The organism is Streptomyces nodosus (genome assembly GCF_008704995.1).
In the GTDB taxonomy this organism is placed as follows: domain Bacteria; phylum Actinomycetota; class Actinomycetes; order Streptomycetales; family Streptomycetaceae; genus Streptomyces; species Streptomyces nodosus.
In genome coordinates this window covers 2,465,484-2,479,394 of record NZ_CP023747.1, presented here as the reverse complement: position 1 = coordinate 2,479,394, position 13,911 = coordinate 2,465,484, and the positions used below count along the sequence as shown (strand labels likewise).

Here is a 13,911-nt window from a genome sequence, read left to right as displayed (position 1 = left end):
GCTCAGCACTCCAGGAAGGACCAGCCCAACTCCCGTACCAGCCGGGTCGCCACCGGCACCGCCACCCCGTGCCGTTCGGCCGCCCGCAGCAACGCGCCGCCGATCGCGTCGAGTTCGATGGCCCGCCCGGCCTCCGCGTCGCGCTGCATCGAGGACTTCGTCTGCGCCGGGAACGCGTCGTAACGGGCCAGTGCCGCCGCCGCGTCCGTGGCCGCACCGCAGGCCCGGCCCACCGCCGCCGTCTCCTCCACCAGGGCCACCAACTCCTCGCGGTGCCGGGTGCGGATCTCTCCCAGCGGCACCCCGTACCGCGTCGTCAGCAGTGCGAGGGGTGCCAGGAACGCCATCTTCGCCCACAGGGCCGCGGCCTCCCCGTCCAGGACCCGGACCCGCACCCCCGACCACTCCAGCGCCCCGGTGAGCCGGTCCAGGTGTCCCGGCGCCACGGACTCCGCGGTCAGGTCGACCTCCACGAACGGGCTGTCATGTTCGATCACGCCGGGTGCGACACGGGTGGACTCGACCCGGATGACGGCGGGCGCCACCCGTGCGGCGCCATAGCGGGCGCGCAGCACCGCGGGATGTTCGACGCCGTTCAACAGCGGTACGACCAGGGTGTCCTGGCCCAGCACCTGCTCCGGTACGCGCTCCAGTGCGGCGTCGAGCGCGGTGTGCTTGACCGTGACGAGCACGACATCGGCCGGCTCACGCAGCTCGGTGTCCGCCTCCACCCGTGCGGTGAACGCGCCGTACCGCTCACTGCGGACGTGGATGCCCTGCGTACGCAGTGTCCGTACGCTCTCCTCGCCCGCCAGACAGATCACACGGTGCCCGGCCCGGGCCAGCCGCGCGGCGAGCAGCCCGCCGACCCCGCCGGGTCCCAGGACCGCCACCGTGAGGCCGGCTCGGTGGTCTTGGTCGTCTCTCGCCATGTCTTTGCCCCTGGATCCGCTGTCCGGAGCCCCGGTCCGGGCCCCTCGGTGAGGATCACAAGGCGCGCGGGTTCAGTCAATCCTCGGGGATGCTTGGTCAAGCCCAAGAGAAAGCTTGGGGGATGCTGGGGGAATGCTGGGGGAATGCTGGGGGATTAAGGAAATCAATGAATTGAATATGCTTCACCCGGTGCTGGATGCCCGCACACCGGGGCGCGAGACTGGGTGCATGTGCCGCAGCATCAAGACGCTACGTCCGCCCGCCGTCCCCGAAGAAGCCACGGAGGAGGAGATCCGCGCCGCGGCCCTCCAGTATGTGCGCAAGGTCTCCGGCTTCCGGGCGCCGGCCGCCCACAATCGCGAGGTGTTCGACCGCGCGGTGGACGCCGTCGCCGCGGCCACCGCGGAACTCCTCGGCGGGCTCGAGGTGCGGGGCCGGTCCCGGGGGACTACTTCTGCAGTGCCGGACGGCGCATGAAGCGGGCCGCGCCCGCACCCGCCGCGAACAGGGCCGCCACCGAGACGCCCGTCGCCAGCCAGCTCGCGCCCAGCCACTGGCCGCCGAAGTAGCCGAGGGCCACGCTGTAGGCGGCCCAGACGATGCCCGCCAGTGCCGACCAGGGCACGAAGTCGCGGGCGCGGCGGCGGGCGACACCTGCGGCGAAGGAGACGACGGAACGGCCCGCGGGAGCGAACCGGGCGATGATCACCAGTGCGCCGCCGCCGTGCGCGAGTGCCGCGCCGAGGCGTTCCTGCGCCGTGGTGAGCCGGCGCGAGCGGGCTATAGCGCGGTCCAGGCGGGCGCCGCCGCGCCAGGCGAGGCGGTAGGCCACCAGATCGCCCAGCACCGAGGCCGTCGCCGCGCACAGGATGAGCCCGAGGATGTCCGGCGCGTGGGCCACGGCCGAACCCGCCGCTGCCGCGGTCGCCGCCGTGATGACCAGGACACCGCTCGGCAGCAGGGGGAGAAAGACATCCAGCAGGACCGAAACGGCCACCACGGGGTAGACCCAGGGGCTGCCGGCCAGCGACCCCATACTTTCCAACACCCGAACTCCCCCGTCCACCTGCCCAGAGGCAACTGCGTGCCGCGGTGACGCGGGGGAGCGGCAGAAGCGGCCTTTGTCAGTCGTACAGCGTACGCGGCTGGTGTGACGATTGGTACACAGGGGGCCACAGATACGGTCCGGAACGCGTCCGGCGCCGGATCGCACCAGCGCCCGCCCCGGGAACGGTGTTCTCCCGGGGCGGGCGCTGTCGTACGACCGTGCTGCTGTCGTCCTGCGTCCGAGACGGCTCAGGCCGCGACGGGCTCCGAGGCCGACTCGGGCTCCTGCTCGGCGGCGGGCCGGAAGGATATGAGGCGGTCCAGGCCGAACGCGCCGGAACCGGTGAAGACCAGCAGCAGGAGGCACCAGCAGAACATCGCCGACAGCTCGCCGCCGTTCTGGATCGGCCACAGGGCGTTCGGCTGGTGCACATCGAAGTACGCGAACGCCATCGATCCGGACGCCAGGAACGCGGCACCGCGGGTGCCGAGGCCGAGCAGCACCAGGGCGCCGGCGACCAGTTCGATCAGGGCGGCGTACCAGAAGGGCCAGGCGCCGGTCGCGACGGTGCCGCCCTTGGTGCCCGCCGCGCCACCGAGGACGCCGAAGAGCGAGGCGGCGCCGTGGCAGGTGAAGAGCAGGCCGACGACGATGCGGAACAGTCCGACGACGTACGGCTGGGCGCTGTTGAGGCGCGCGGTCATGTGGGGGGCTCCTTCGGTCTGGTTCCGGTCCGGGTGGGGACCGGCCATGGGGGACGGAAAACCGAGGAGTGAAAGGTTAGGCAGACCTATTAGTGCTTGCAAGTTCAACATTCGGTCAGTGGCCGGACTTCGCCCCCGCGTCCGGAAATCGCCCCTGCCGTCACGGAGTTCACGGGCGTCACCTCCTCTATCGGTGCCCGGCGGGTTGGCTGGATCGGCCCCACCTGGTGCTCCCTTGACCGGATCACTTCCGGAACGGGCGCCCATCGTGACCGAATCCACTGCGACGGGCGCCCGGGAGGACGTGGCGAGGCGCAACAACCGTTCCGCGTCAGCCGTTTGTCGGGGGAATTTCTGGATGGTGGCCGACAGGTCGGCGCTCGCTCGACGACGGCAGGTGCTGGTTGATCAGGTCCGCCGCCGTTCCGGCGTCGTCGATCGTGACGACGAAGCTGATCCCCCGGGTGAGTTCGAGCCACAGCGCATCGCCCTCCCGGAGCGACACGGCTCTCAGGCCCGGCTTCCAGCGATAGCCCCAACCTCCCACGTCCATGGGCCTGGTCCAGCGGGCCGAGGCATGGGCGATCCGGTCCGTCGTGAACGTCCGCCGCAGAAGAGGCACCAGGGCCGAGGAGACCGTCACGCCGTGCGGGAACACGGTCACCTTGACGCCGCCCGTGACGAGGAACGCGGCCGGGGCGGCGAGGAGTTCGAGGCTGACGGTCCGATACTCCGCGCTGATCGCCGCGAAGGCGAGGAGCGCCACGGCCAGGACCACGCCGGTGGTGAGCATCCAGGGGCTGTACTGAGAGCGGCACCAGGCCGTTCGCCTGCCGTCGTTCCGCGGGAGGTTCATCCGTTCCTCCTTTTCCGGCGCTCCGGGGCGCGGCGCTCCCCGCTCGGTGGGCGCGAGGTGATTCTGCCGGGAAACGCGCTCCGCCGCCCCGTTGTGGTACGGGGCGGCGGAGGCGTGGGGCGGTGGTGCGGGGGTCAGCAGCTTGCGAGGTAGTTCTGGAGTGCGCTCTTCTCGGCCGTGTCGACGGAGAGGCCGTAGTAGTACTTCACCTGCACCCAGGCGCGGACATAGGTGCAGCGGTAGGAGGTCTGGGTCGGCATCCACTGCGCCGGGTCCTTGTCGCCCTTCGACCGGTTGGAGCTGGCGGACACGGCGATCAGCTGAGGACGGGTCAGGTCGTTGGCGAACGCCTGGCGCTGGGCGGTGGTCCACTTGCTCGCGCCGGAGTCCCAGGCCTCGGAGAGCGGGACGACGTGATCGATGTCGAAGCTGGAGGAGACGGTGGTGGTGGCACCGTCGTACGCGGAGGTCCAGTTGCCGCTGGTGGACGCGCAGTTGGCGTCGGTGACGACGTTCGAGCCGTCCCGCATCAGGACCGTCTCGCGGGTGTCGCACTTGCCGCTGATGGTGATCCAGTGCGGGAAGAGCGCGCGGTCGTAACCGGTGTGGTTCGGCGTCGCGACGGTGAGCGAGGCCAGGTAGGTGCGGGCGGTGGCGGCGGTGACCGGGGTGGGGAGGGCGGCGGAGGCGGTCGGGCTGTTGAGGAGTCCGAGGGAGGCGATGAACGCGGTGAGCGCCGCCAGTATGCTGAGCCGTCGACGCGCGTAGACCTTAGGCATGTGAACTTCCTTGACGGGTGGGGGTGTTGTGGCGGGGGGCATGGGAATGCTCGCGGAGCCGGGTTGCCGGGACATGTGTGTTCGGTGAGACGCTAGTGACGTGCGCATGACACAACAAGAGGTGTGCCTGGACTTTCGGGCCCGGATGGGCCCGTCCGGCGGTCGCGTACCATGGACGGCGCAGAAGGGGAGTAGCTCTTCGCCGGACCGTCGACACACTGCTCAGCTCGTCTGAGCCGGCGCCCGGAGGCGGATCCTTTCCATGGATCGGCCAGCGAGACCTTCGGCAAGCAGTGCACGCCCGTGCCTCATGGTGCGGGTGATCCGTGTGCTGCCGTGCCGAGGTGTCGCAGCAGTCACAGCACTCTCGGTGGGGCGGCCCCGACCGATTGAGGAACCTTGATCAGCATCACCGTCCTGGCGCTCGTCTTCGGCGTCGTCTTCCTGGCCGAACTGCCCGACAAGACGGCCCTCGCCGGGCTCGTGCTCGGCACCCGCTACCGCGCCTCGTACGTCTTCGCCGGTGTCGCCGCCGCTTTTCTGCTGCATGTCGTGCTCGCCGTAGCCGCGGGCAGCGCTCTCACCCTGCTGCCGCAGCGCATCGTGCACGGGATCACCGGTCTGCTCTTCCTCGGCGGCGCGGCCGTGCTGCTGCTGAAGAAGGGGGAGGGCGAGGAGGAGATCCGCCGGCCCGAGAACCAGAGCTTCTGGAAGGTGTCGACGACGGGCTTCATGCTCATCCTGATCGCCGAGTTCGGCGATCTCACCCAGATCATGACGGCGAACCTCGCCGCCCGTTACGACGACCCGCTGTCCGTGGGCCTCGGTGCGGTGCTGGCCCTGTGGGCGGTCGCGGGCCTCGGCATCGTCGGCGGCAAGGCCCTGATGAAGAGGGTGCCGCTGGGGCTGATCACAAGGATCGCGGCGGCGGTGATGGCGCTGCTCGGGGTGTGGAGCGTGTACGAGGCCGCGACGGCGTGACCGGAGGCCGTGGGGGCGGGCGGCGGCGCGGCCGGCACGGGGGTGCTGCACGGGGGTGCAGGCACGGCGAGCGGCGGGGCGCGGCAGGGTTGCGGGCGCGGCGCGTGGACCGGGTGCGGCAGGGGCGGGCGGCGTCCGTTCGGGTGTGTCCGTTCGGCGTCCGAGTGGTGGCCGAGGGATGTCTCCGGGGTTGCCCTGTCGGGAGCGGTTGTATCGGTGCAGGTCGGAGGCGGTGGCGTGCGGGGGAGTCGTTTTGTATCGTGGAGGAACAAAGTGGCTCCCGTCCGTTTCCCCTGACCGGCGGACGGGGCCGCCTTGTCCCCGGGGCCGTCCATCGGCCCCTTTCCTCGTGCAACTGGAGTCCCTGCCGATGACGGCCACGACCGTTCTCACCGCCCGCGCCCTTCTGCTGGACATGGACGGCACCCTCGTCAACTCCGACGCCGTCGTGGAGCGGTGCTGGCGGCGCTGGGCGGACCGGCACGGTCTGGACGCCGACGAGGTGATGAGGGTCGTGCACGGCCGCCAGGGCTATGCCTCGATGGCGGTCCTGCTCCCCGACCGCCCGATGGAGCAGAACCTCGCGGACAACGCCCGGATGCTCGCCGAGGAGACCGCCGACATGGACGGCGTGGTCGAGGTCCCCGGCGCCGCGGCCTTCCTGGCCTCCCTCGCCGGGCTCCCGCACGCCCTGGTGACCTCGGCGGACGTGGCGCTGTCCACCGCGCGGATGGCCGCCGCGGGACTGAAGCCGCCGGCGGTGCGGATCACCGCGGAGAACGTGGGCGCGAGCAAGCCGGACCCCGAGGGCTTTCTGAAGGGCGCCGCCGAGCTGGGGGTCGCCCCCGAGGACTGTGTCGTCCTGGAGGACTCCGGTGCGGGTATCGCGGCGGGCCGGGCGGCCGGGATGCGGGTGGTCGGCGTCGGGCCCCGGGCCGGTCTGCACCGTCCCGACGTCCTGGTCCAGGACCTCACCGGAATGCGGGCGGAGGGGACGGCGGACGGGGCGGTCCGGCTGCACATCGGCTGACCACCCGGCGCGTCAGGGCTGGGACGTCTCCGACTCCAGCCTCGCCCGCGTGGTCGGCCCGTACACCCCGTACTCGTCCTCGGTGATGCCCCGCATGAACTGGTAGCCGCGCACCGCGCTCTCCACCCGGTGGGTGTAACTGCCGTTCGCCGGGCCGAAGTACAGCTTCAGCCGGTGCAGCCGCTGCTGGAGTTCGGACACCTCGGGACCCTTGTCGCCGAGCCGCAGGACCGCGACGGTGCTCGAGGTCTCGTAGTCGTCGGAGGGCGGCGGCGAGGGATCGGCGGGCTGCGCGGGAGCCGGGGCGGACCGGCCCGGGTCGGCCGCGGACACGGACGGGCCCGGGGAGTCGTCCGGCGAGGCGCTGGTGGAGGGGGCGGCGGAGGGCGACGGGTCGGTGCTTGTTGGCGATGCCGGGCTCTCCGGGGCCGAGGTGACGGGCTCCAGGGATGACGCCGGCGCCGATGTCCCGTCCGGGGACGCCTCGGGAACGCTTGCCCGTACGTTCTCGGGGAGCGCGCCGTCCCGCTCCGGGGAGACGGCGGAGAACAGTCCGACGAACCATGCGGCAGCCAGGGCCGCCGCGACGGTTCCGCCCGCGGCCAGCAGGACGGTGCGCCGCCGGTGGCGGGGCGGCATGTCGTCCGGGTGCGCGGGCGCGGGGTGCTGATGACGACCCGCGGGCCCGGTGGGTCCCACGGCCCCGGCGGGCACGGCGGCGAGCCGCATGGTCCGCTCCGCCGCGGCCTCTTGCTCCGCGCCGCCCTCTCCCGGTGCGCCGGCCCCGCGTGTCACGGCCGCGAGCCTCATGGTCTGGTCCGGTGCCGCCGGGGGCTCCCCACGGCCCGCCGGGTCCGCCCCGGGCCGCGCGTCGTCGCCCGCCTCCGCAGGGGGCTGTGCACGCTGGTCCGGGTTCGCCGCGGACGGCACGCCCGCGGCCGGGTCCGTCGCGGGCCGCACGCTTCCCGCCGCGCCCGCCGGGGGCCGTGCGGCCGCCTCGGGCAGGGCGGTGAGGCGCATGGTCTCGTCCGGGGCCGTGCTCCCGGCCGGTGCCGCGGGCCCCTCGACCGGCTCCGGGGCGGGCCGGTCCGCTGCCGCCGGGGTCTCGGCCGCCGGGAAGTCCAGCTCCACATACGGCCGGATCCGCAGGGAATCGAAGTCCTCCGCGGCCGCCGCCTGCGCCGTGCGGACGTCTCTGAGCGCCTCGGACGCCCGTCGGGTGCACCCGCACGACGGCGTGCCGTCCGGCTGCCGTGGCGCCGCGCACTCCGGGCAGGCCTGTCCGTTTGAATCGCTCACGTGTGGGTCCCCTCCTGATGAATTCCAGAGATTATGCAGATCTTCTCCACAGAATCTGCCGGGAGCCCCCGGAATCCCTGCTTCCAGTGGGGATTCAACAGGCCATAACGGGTCACACCCACCAGGATGAGAGTGCACGATGGACGAGAGCCCCGGGTCGCCCGGACCGTGCCGCCGGCGCCCCGGACCCGGATCCACGGAGGTCGTACGACGTTCCCTGGAGGCCTTCATGACCGACGACACGCAGGGCAGGGCGGGCGAGGCCGCACGGGCGACGAGGACGACGGAGACGGAGCAGAAGGCGGGGGAGGCCGGGAAGGCGGGGACGGAGACCGGGGCGAGCGCGGGGGCGGGGACGGAGGCAGCCGAGGGGCGGGGGACCGGCGACCGCGGCGGCGCGACAGGCGCCCGTGGGCCCGGGCGGCACCGGACCGTCGACGGGAGCGTGCACGGCGGTGTTCTGGTCTCCATAGGCGCCCTGCTGCTCGGCATGCTGCTCGCCGCACTCGACCAGACCATCGTGTCCACGGCCCTGCCCACGATCGTCAGCGACCTCGGTGGACTCGAACATCTGTCCTGGGTGGTCACCGCCTATCTGCTGGCCTCGACCGCGGCGACCCCGCTGTGGGGCAAGCTCGGTGACCAGTACGGGCGGAAGAAGCTGTTCCAGGCCGCGATCGTGCTCTTCCTCATCGGGTCCGCGCTCTGCGGCATGTCCCAGAACATGCTGGAACTCATCGCCTTCCGCGCCCTCCAGGGCCTGGGCGGCGGTGGACTCATCGTGCTGTCGATGGCGATCGTCGGCGATATCGTCCCGCCCCGGGAGCGGGGCCGCTACCAGGGGCTCTTCGGCGCCGTCTTCGGCACCACCAGTGTGCTCGGGCCGCTGCTCGGCGGCCTGTTCACCCAGCATCTGAGCTGGCGCTGGGTCTTCTACATCAACCTCCCGGTCGGCATGGTCGCCCTGGCCGTGATCGCGACGGTGCTGCGCATCCCGAGAAAATCCGAACGCCATGTCATCGACTACATGGGCACGGTCCTCATCGCCTCCGTCGCCACCTGTCTGGTCCTGGTGGCCTCGCTCGGCGGCACCAGCTGGGGCTGGGGCTCCCCGCGGACCATCGGCCTGGTGGTCGTCGGCCTCGTGCTGCTGCTGGCCTTCGTCCTCTTCGAGCGCCGGGCCGCCGAGCCGGTTCTTCCCCTCAAGCTCTTCCGCGTCCGTACCTTCACGCTGTCCGCCGTCATCAGCTTCATCGTCGGCTTCGCGATGTTCGGCGCGATGACCTATCTGCCGACGTTCCTCCAGATCGTCCACGGCATCACCCCGACCATGTCCGGCGTCCATATGCTGCCGATGGTGGCCGGAATGCTGCTGTCGTCCACCGGTTCCGGCCAGATCGTCAGTCGCACCGGGCGCTGGAAGGTGTTCCCCGTCGCGGGCACCGCCGTCACCACGATCGGCCTGCTTCTGCTGCACCGGCTCGACGAGCACAGCAGCACCATGGCGATGAGCGCGTCCTTCTTCGTCTTCGGTCTGGGACTCGGCCTGGTCATGCAGGTCCTGGTGCTGATCGTGCAGAACGCCGTCGCCTATGAGGACCTGGGCGTCGCCACCTCGGGCGCCACCTTCTTCCGTTCCATCGGCGCCTCGTTCGGGGTGGCCATCTTCGGGACGATCTTCGCCGGCCGCCTCGGGCAGCATCTCGCGTCGGCGCTCGCCGGGCGTACGCTCCCACCGGGCGTGACCCCCGGCGGGCTGAAGGCCGACCCGCGCGGCATCACATCCCTCCCGGCCGGCATCCGGCCCGCCGTCCTGCACGCCTTCTCCTCCTCGATCACCGAGGTCTTCGTGTACGCCGCCCCGGTCGCCCTGCTCGGCTTCGTCCTGGCGTGGTTCCTGCGCGAGGACAGGCTGCGCGGCTCGGTGACGGCGCCGGACGGGACACAGACGCTGGCGAGCAACCCCGTGGAGCGGTCCTCGTACGACGAGGTGTGCCGGGCCCTGTCGCTGCTCGGCTCCCGGGAAGGGCGGCGCGAGATCTACGAGAAGATCACCAGCCGGGCCGGGTACGACCTGCTGCCGGCGGCGAGCTGGCTGCTGCTGCGGATCAAGAAGTACGGCTGGGCCGAGCCCGCGCTGCTCGCCGAGCGCAGCATGGTGCCGCTGACCGTCGTCCTCGACGCCTCACGACAGCTGGAGGAGCGGCGGCTGGCGGAGCGCGAGGGACTCGCCCTGGTGCTCACCGCGCAGGGCCGCGCGGCCGTCGAACGCCTGGCCGACGCCCGTGAGAAGTCCCTGGCGGACCTGCTGGGTGACTGGTGGGGCCCGGAACGCCCGACCGACCTGGTCCGGCTGGTACGGGAACTCAACACCGAGCTGTGCGGATCGCATGCGGAACGCCCCTACGACGGGTCCGGCGGCAGCCGTCCATGAGCCGGGCCCGGGACGCCGGCAGCGGCTGTTCCCGAGCGGGGCGGTCGGGGATCAGGACAGCGGCTTGGCGAACCAGTGCTCGGCGTACAGCTGGTCGTTGTGCGGTTCGGTCTCCCGATAGCCGAGGCGTGCGTACAGGGTGCGCGCCTCCACCAGGTCATGGCGGGTGTCCAGGACGATCCGGCAGGCGCCGAGCGCACGGGCGGCCTCCTCGGCGGCGGAGACCAGAAGCGGGGCCCCGCCCCGGCCGCGCAGTTCCCGGCGCAGGAAGACCCGCTTGAGCTCGGCCGTGGCGGGGTCCAGCAGCCGGACGCCCGCGGTCCCGGCCGGCTCCCCCGCATACCGTGCGACCAACAGGCGCCCGGCGGGCGGGGCGAGCTCGGCACCGCTGTCCGCCGCGATCTCCCGCTCCAGTTCCTCGGGATCGGTGCGGTGCCCCTGGTGCAGGAGGTACCAGCGGTCACTGACCTCCGTGTAGTACTCCCGCCACAGCGTGACGGCGGCGGGTGAGTCAGGGGGCTCCACGGCGACGGTCCAGGCCATGCGCGCCATTGTTCCCGGGGGCGGGGCCGGGCCCGCAAACGGATTCCCGGGTCCGGCGGTCGGCGGACGGGGCTCCCGTCGTCACGCCCGGTCGGCCCCCGGGTGGCCGGAACGGCGCTTGTGCCAGTCCCGGACGATCTCCTCGACGTCATACGGCTTGAGGCCCAGCGGCGGTCCCGGCGGCGGCTTGGACATCATCTCGCGGATCTTCACATTGACGCCCTCGATCAGCCGGCGCACCATCCGCTCGGACGGCGCCACCGCGGCCGCGGCCAGGGTGTCCTCCGCCTCCTTGCGCAGGGCGAGACTCGGCGGCAGCACCGCGAGCCCCTCGCGGGCCATCTTGCTTTTGATCCACCACAGTTCGTCGTACACCGTCTCGGTGAGGGCCGGTGCCGGCTTGCCCGCGCCGGGGAGGTGTGCGAACTCCCCGCGCGCCTGGGCGTCACGGATCTGTTTGTCGACGAAGGACTCGAAGCTGACGCCGGGTGGCTTGCGCTCGGTCATGCCCCCATTGTGTCGGACATCACCCAACAGGGCGATCGGTCGAATTATCATTCCGCAGCGGTACGACCCAGCACCCAGAAGGAGCGCTTGTGCTCGAACTCACCATGGCCTCGGTCTCCGAGGCGGATGCCGGGGCGACGGCCGGCATGCTGATGGCCGATGCGCCCAGCGACCCGGGCAGCCTGCTGCGGGTGGGCCGGGACAGGTCCCTCTGCCGGCTGGTGACCCCCGACGACTGGCTGTTCGTCTCGCGGGTCCATCTGGAGTTCCAGTGCGGAGCGGACGGTGTCTGGGGGGTCATCTGGCTGCGCGGCTCCCAGGTCGAGCCCTCCTCCGAGGTGGTGCTGACCCTGCCAGGGCACCCGGCCCAGCCCCTGCCCTACGGCGGCACCGCCAAGCTGCCGCACGGCGGCTCCGGGGAGCTGGTGATCAAGGACCGCTCCGCCCCGCGCAGCGTCAATGTGGGCTTCTACCACGAGGTCTGAGCAGCCCCGTCGGTCAGACCGTCACCCGGGCCAGCGCGAATCCGTCGTACCCCTTGGTGCCCACCGTCTGGATCGCCGTCCCGCTCAATCTCGGGTGGGAGGCGATGAGTTCCAGCGCGGCCCGGGTGCCTCGCACGCTCGGGTCCTCGCTGTCGGGGTCGGTGACCCGACCGCCGCGCACCACATTGTCGAGGATGATCAGGCCCCCGGGGCGGGTCAGTCTGAGGGCCCACTCCACATACTGCGGATTGTTGACCTTGTCCGCGTCGATGAAGACCAGGTCGAACGGCTCCGGGTGCTCCTCGGCCAGCTTCGGCAGCGACTCCAGGGCGGGGCCCACTCTCACCTGGGCGATCTCGCCCAGACCGGCCCGGTCGAGATTGCGGCGGGCGACCTCCGCATGGACGGCCGAATATTCCAGAGTGATCAGCCGGCCGTCCTCGGGCAGTGCCCGGGCCAGCCAGATGGTGCTGTAGCCGCCGAGTGTGCCGATCTCCAGGACCCGGCGGGCGCCCTGGATCCGGGCGAGCAGCTGGAGCAGCTTGCCCTGGTTCGGTGAGACGGCGATCTGGGGCAGCCCCGCCGCATCGCTGTCCCGCAGGGCCTCGGTGAGCACCTCGTCGTCGGGGGCGAGAAGGGTCGTGAAGTAGGCGTCGACGTCGTCCCAGGCCTCTTGCGCTGTACTCATTGCACGGTGCCTTCCCTCGGCTGATTAAGCTGTCTAATTAGACTGCCTAATGAATATAGCCCGAGGTGAGAGGGCCTGTATAGACACGTTCGGGTGATGTCATGCCTGTCATGCCGTCGGGTGCGGCGGGCGCTCGACCGACGGTGCCGACCCCGGCAGCGGACGTCCGGCCGACTCCGTCATGCGCCACACCGCGGCCCCGCCGATCACGGCCGCCGCCATCATGTAGTAGGCGGGCATCATCATGTTCCCCGTGGCCCCGATGAGCGCCGTGACCACCAGCGGGGTGGTCCCGCCGAACAGCGAAACGGACACATTGAAGCCGATCGAGAGCGAGCCGTAGCGGACCCGGGTCGGGAAGAGGGCCGGGAGCGTGGCCGGCATCGCCGCCGTGAAGCAGACCAGCAGCAGTCCGAGCGCCCCCATGCCGAGGGCGATGGCGAGCAGGCCTCCCTGGCGGATCAGCAGCAGCGCGGGAACCGACAGGAACAGGAAACCCGCACAGCCCGCCGCGATCACCGGGCGGCGGCCCACGCGGTCGGTGAGCGCCCCCGCGAACGGCTGCACGATCATCATCAGCACCATCACGCCGAGCACCACCAGCAGTCCATGGGTCTCGTCGTACTTCAGCTCGCTGGTCAGATAGCTCGGCATGTACGACAGCAGCATGTAGTCGGTGACGTTGAACACCAGCACCAGGCCCACGCACAGCAGCAGCGCCCGCCACTGGCCGGCCACCGTCTCGCGCAGCGGCACCCGGGGACGGTCGGCCCCCGACTTCTCGACCTCCGCCGCGAACGCCGGGGTCTCCTCCAGCCGCAGCCGCAGATAGAGGCCGATGATGCCCATCGGGCCCGCGATCAGGAACGGGATCCGCCAGCCCCAGGCCACCAGGTCCGCGGCGGGCAGCAGCGCGGTCATCAGGGTGACCAGGCCCGCGCCGCCGACGTATCCGGCGAGCGTGCCGAACTCCAGCCAGCTGCCGAGGAAGCCGCGCTTTCTGTCCGGGGCGTACTCGGCGATGAAGGTGGACGCGCCCGCGTACTCGCCGCCGGTGGAGAAGCCCTGCACCAGACGGGCGGCCAGCAGCAGCGCCGGCGCGCCGACGCCGATCGTCGCGTACGACGGGATCAGGCCGATCGCGAAGGTGCCCGCCGCCATCATGATCATGGTCAGTGCGAGCACCTTCTGGCGCCCCAGTCGGTCGCCGAGCGGTCCGAAGACCATGCCGCCCAGCGGCCGGACCAGAAACGCCGCGGCGAAGGCACCGAAGGTGGAGAGCAGCTGTGCGGTGGGGCTGCCGGACGGGAAGAACACCTTGCCCAGCGTCACCGCGATATAGCTGTAGACGCCGAAGTCGAACCACTCCATCGCGTTGCCGAGCGCGGCGGCCTTCACGGCGCGTTTGACCAGCGCCGGGTCGGTGACGGTTGCCTCCCGGGCCACCGGGGCCCGGTACGCATCGGACGGTGGGAGTGGAGCGACGGTCGTCAAGATTCCGCTCGCCTGCCTTTCGACGGGAACGAGGACAAGGGGCCCGCCGTCCCGCTGCGGACCGGGGTCCGTCCGGGAGGTGGGCCGGAAAATCGACTATAGGTGCGGTTTGCGTCCTCACATTGGGTGA

Annotated in this window: 15 protein-coding genes; 5 read left to right on the top strand and 10 right to left on the bottom strand. The window is 71.4% G+C overall.

Annotated features, from left to right (window positions below):
- Window positions 1–2: 2 nt before the first annotated feature.
- Complete coding sequence (locus CP978_RS11260; protein WP_043439976.1) at window positions 3–932, bottom strand: ketopantoate reductase family protein; 930 nt, start codon at window positions 930–932, stop codon at window positions 3–5.
- 229 nt (window positions 933–1,161) lie between these two features.
- Between CP978_RS11260 and CP978_RS11255 the strand changes: the two genes are divergently transcribed.
- Window positions 1,162–1,410, top strand: a complete 249-nt coding sequence (locus CP978_RS11255) for a DUF2277 domain-containing protein (protein ID WP_043448417.1) — start codon at window positions 1,162–1,164, stop codon at window positions 1,408–1,410.
- Here CP978_RS11255 and CP978_RS11250 read toward each other — a convergent pair.
- From CP978_RS11250 to CP978_RS11235, 4 genes are all read right to left on the bottom strand, one after another.
- On the bottom strand, window positions 1,382–1,981 hold the full coding sequence (locus CP978_RS11250) for a DedA family protein (protein ID WP_043439974.1): 600 nt from the start codon (window positions 1,979–1,981) through the stop codon (window positions 1,382–1,384). The two genes, CP978_RS11255 and CP978_RS11250, sit on opposite strands and share 29 nt — an antisense overlap.
- 248 nt (window positions 1,982–2,229) lie before the next feature.
- Window positions 2,230–2,685, bottom strand: a complete 456-nt coding sequence (locus CP978_RS11245) for a DoxX family protein (protein ID WP_043439972.1) — start codon at window positions 2,683–2,685, stop codon at window positions 2,230–2,232.
- Between the two features lie 331 nt (window positions 2,686–3,016).
- Window positions 3,017–3,541, bottom strand: a complete 525-nt coding sequence (locus CP978_RS11240; protein ID WP_043439970.1) for a hypothetical protein — start codon at window positions 3,539–3,541, stop codon at window positions 3,017–3,019.
- A 134-nt stretch (window positions 3,542–3,675) separates the two neighbouring features.
- Window positions 3,676–4,320, bottom strand: a complete 645-nt coding sequence (locus CP978_RS11235) for an HNH endonuclease family protein (RefSeq protein WP_043439967.1) — start codon at window positions 4,318–4,320, stop codon at window positions 3,676–3,678.
- 399 nt (window positions 4,321–4,719) lie between these two features.
- On the opposite strand from CP978_RS11235, the gene CP978_RS11230 reads away from it, so the two are divergent.
- Window positions 4,720–5,301, top strand: coding sequence for a TMEM165/GDT1 family protein (locus CP978_RS11230; RefSeq protein ID WP_043439964.1), 582 nt, complete (start codon window positions 4,720–4,722; stop codon window positions 5,299–5,301).
- Between the two features lie 370 nt (window positions 5,302–5,671).
- A complete protein-coding gene (locus CP978_RS11225) occupies window positions 5,672–6,331 on the top strand; it encodes an HAD-IA family hydrolase (RefSeq protein ID WP_043439962.1) in 660 nt (219 codons plus the stop codon).
- Window positions 6,332–6,343: 12 nt separating this feature from the next.
- Here the strand turns inward: CP978_RS11225 and CP978_RS11220 are convergent, their stop codons facing one another.
- Window positions 6,344–7,630 carry a peptidoglycan-binding protein gene (locus tag CP978_RS11220; protein WP_150478201.1) on the bottom strand — a complete coding sequence of 429 codons (1,287 nt, stop codon included), beginning with the start codon at window positions 7,628–7,630 and terminating at the stop codon, window positions 6,344–6,346.
- Between the two features lie 229 nt (window positions 7,631–7,859).
- Between CP978_RS11220 and CP978_RS11215 the strand changes: the two genes are divergently transcribed.
- Window positions 7,860–10,064 carry an MDR family MFS transporter gene (locus tag CP978_RS11215; protein WP_079162091.1) on the top strand — a complete coding sequence of 735 codons (2,205 nt, stop codon included), beginning with the start codon at window positions 7,860–7,862 and terminating at the stop codon, window positions 10,062–10,064.
- Between the two features lie 51 nt (window positions 10,065–10,115).
- Here the strand turns inward: CP978_RS11215 and CP978_RS11210 are convergent, their stop codons facing one another.
- Both CP978_RS11210 and CP978_RS11205 read right to left on the bottom strand, forming a co-directional pair.
- A complete protein-coding gene (locus CP978_RS11210) occupies window positions 10,116–10,607 on the bottom strand; it encodes a GNAT family N-acetyltransferase (protein WP_174498622.1) in 492 nt (163 codons plus the stop codon).
- Window positions 10,608–10,688: 81 nt separating this feature from the next.
- Complete coding sequence (locus CP978_RS11205) at window positions 10,689–11,114, bottom strand: DnaJ family domain-containing protein (RefSeq protein ID WP_043439955.1); 426 nt, start codon at window positions 11,112–11,114, stop codon at window positions 10,689–10,691.
- An 89-nt stretch (window positions 11,115–11,203) separates the two neighbouring features.
- Between CP978_RS11205 and CP978_RS11200 the strand changes: the two genes are divergently transcribed.
- The gene (locus tag CP978_RS11200) at window positions 11,204–11,599 is read left to right on the top strand and encodes an FHA domain-containing protein (protein WP_043439953.1); all 396 of its coding nucleotides are present in this window, start codon (window positions 11,204–11,206) and stop codon (window positions 11,597–11,599) included.
- Between the two features lie 13 nt (window positions 11,600–11,612).
- Here the strand turns inward: CP978_RS11200 and CP978_RS11195 are convergent, their stop codons facing one another.
- Window positions 11,613–12,287, bottom strand: coding sequence for an O-methyltransferase (locus CP978_RS11195; protein ID WP_043439950.1), 675 nt, complete (start codon window positions 12,285–12,287; stop codon window positions 11,613–11,615).
- 108 nt (window positions 12,288–12,395) lie between these two features.
- Window positions 12,396–13,781: a glycine betaine/L-proline transporter ProP gene (proP, locus tag CP978_RS11190; protein ID WP_043439947.1), complete on the bottom strand. Its 1,386-nt coding sequence runs from the start codon at window positions 13,779–13,781 to the stop codon at window positions 12,396–12,398.
- Window positions 13,782–13,911: the final 130 nt, after the last annotated feature.